This is a genomic window from Mesorhizobium sp. M2A.F.Ca.ET.037.01.1.1 (assembly GCF_003998075.1).
Lineage (GTDB): Bacteria > Pseudomonadota > Alphaproteobacteria > Rhizobiales > Rhizobiaceae > Mesorhizobium.
This window is the reverse complement of sequence record NZ_RZSA01001064.1, coordinates 1-2,112: the sequence shown is the minus strand read 5'-3', so window position 1 is coordinate 2,112 and position 2,112 is coordinate 1. Positions and strand designations below refer to the sequence as shown.

General features: G+C 67.0%; 3 protein-coding genes. 1 reads left to right on the top strand and 2 read right to left on the bottom strand.

The window, feature by feature from the left end; genetic code table 11:
* Positions 1-333: metallophosphoesterase (locus EOA27_RS33395; protein WP_145970722.1), on the bottom strand; the 333-nt coding region annotated here is incomplete at its 3' end.
* Positions 334-338: 5 nt separating this feature from the next.
* Positions 339-695, bottom strand: coding sequence for a helix-turn-helix transcriptional regulator (locus EOA27_RS33390; RefSeq protein WP_127258404.1), 357 nt, complete (start codon positions 693-695; stop codon positions 339-341).
* A 192-nt stretch (positions 696-887) separates the two neighbouring features.
* On the opposite strand from EOA27_RS33390, the gene EOA27_RS33385 reads away from it, so the two are divergent.
* Positions 888-2,066, top strand: coding sequence for an MFS transporter (locus EOA27_RS33385; RefSeq protein ID WP_126081736.1), 1,179 nt, complete (start codon positions 888-890; stop codon positions 2,064-2,066).
* The last annotated feature ends 46 nt before the right edge of the window (positions 2,067-2,112 follow it).

The following is a 2,112-nucleotide window of genomic DNA, read 5'->3' as shown; positions in this document are numbered from 1 at the left end:
GGCGGTGACACCGGGCGCGATCTCCAATGTCAGCGGCAAGGCCAGTAGCGCCTGGCGCTGCGCCGGAGTCAGCCGTTCCTGGGCATAGCGATCGGAGGGCCACATGGTTTCGTCGGCCGTGTCCTGCGCGACGCGGCGGTCGTGGTTGCCGCGTACCGTTGGCAGGTTCAGCGCCTGCAACCGTTCCATCGTCTCGCGCGGCCAGAGCGGGCCGGAGACGCAGTCGCCGAGATCGACGATGATGTCGGCGCCGCCGCGCCGGTCCAGATCGTCGAGCACGGCATCCAATGCCAGGAGGTTGCCATGGATGTCAGCGATAACAGCGATGCGCATGCGGTTCAGGCCGAACCCTCGACTTCGGCGGTGCCGACCGCCGGCAGATCCTTGTCGCCGTCAGCCGCGGCGATCACGCTGTCGAGCAGGCCGGGGAAACGCTTGTCGAGGTCGTCGCGGCGCAGCGTGATCAGCCGGCTGGTGCCGACCGCTTCGCTGCGCGTGACACCCGCCTCGCGCAGCTTGGCGAGGTGGTAGCTGAGATTGGTCTTGGAGGCGAGGTCGAGAAACTTGCTGCAGTTCATCGGCACGCCTTCCTTGCGAGCCAGATAGCGCACGATGGAAAGCCGGGTCGGGTCGCCGAGCACGGCAAGCACGATCGGCAGGCTGATCTGGTCGGCGGTTGGATGGGGCAGGCTCATGACCCAGAATTAAGCACAAACGGCACGAACTTCAACGCGGCTCCTCTTTCTGCCGACCGACATAGGCTCTTCTTTCGGCCGCGTCCTGTCACAGGGCTGTCAGCAGGGTTCAGCTATTTTCTCCCGGCTCGGTTGACATTATGCCCTGTTATGTCCAATTGTTCAATAACTTTTGAACTAAGGACAAATCCCATGGACAAGCGGATCTTCTGGCTGGCGCTCGGATCGTTTGCGATCTCGACCGAAGGCTTCGTCATCTCAAGCCTTCTTCCCGACATTGCATCCGATGCCGGCATATCCGTGCCGCTCGCCGGCTCGCTGATCACCGCCTTCGCGCTCGCCTACGCCATCGGCGCACCCGTGCTGGCGACGCTGACCGGCGAATGGGACCGGCGGCGCGTCATCCTGTGGACGCTGGTATTCTTCGTCATCGGCAACATCGTCGCCGCGCTGAGCTCGTCCTTCGAACTGCTTTTGATCGCCCGCATCGTCATGGCGCTTTCGTCCGGCCTGTTCGCCGCGACAGCGCAGGGGACGGCCGTGGCGCTGGTCGATGACCATCACCGGGCCCGCGCCATTGCCGTTGTCGTCGGTGGCACCACGGTGGCCGTCGCCGTCGGCGCGCCGCTCGGCGCCCTGGTCGCAGCTGTCGCCGGCTGGCGCGGCACGTTCTTCGCCATCGCCGCGCTCGGCGCGCTGTCCGGCGCGATCCTGTGGTGGCGGCTGCCGCGCGGCATCATCGGCACCAGGCTGCCACTGAAGCGCAGGCTGGCGGCGGCTGTTCGCCCCGGCGTAATGCCGATCCTGCTGACGACGACGCTTGCGCTGGTCGGCGCCTTCACCGTCTTCGCCTTCATCGCGCCCTTGGCCCTTCAGGGTGGCGGGCTCTCGCCGATCGCGCTGCCCGGCATGCTGCTCGCCTTCGGCGTCGGCGCCGTCATCGGCAATATCGCCGGCGGCCAGGCCGCCGACCGCTTCGGCGCGACCCGCACCGTCGCCTGGTCGCTGACGCTGTCGGCCGCGACGCTCGCCACCTTCTCGCTGATCCCGGCCTTCCTGCCGCATTCGATCGCCGGACCGGCGCTGATGGGTATGATGGTGCCTTGGGGCATTGTCGGCTGGGCCTTCCCGCCGGCGCAGGCGAGCCGCATCCTCAAGATCGCGCCCGACGCCGCGCCCATTGTCTTGTCGCTCAATGCCTCGGCGCTCTATTTCGGCGTCGCTTTGGGCGCTGTGGTCGGCGCCGCCGTGCTGCGCTTCGGCGCGCCGGCCGATCTCGGCCTGATCGCCGCGGTGTTTCCGATCGTGGGCCTGGGTATCGTGCTGGCGGGCCGTGTTTTTGCGCGCCCGGTCGCGATGCCGGCGGAATAAGCTGCTTGAAAGCGTGACGGACGGCCGCTTCTTCAATTCGAAGGAG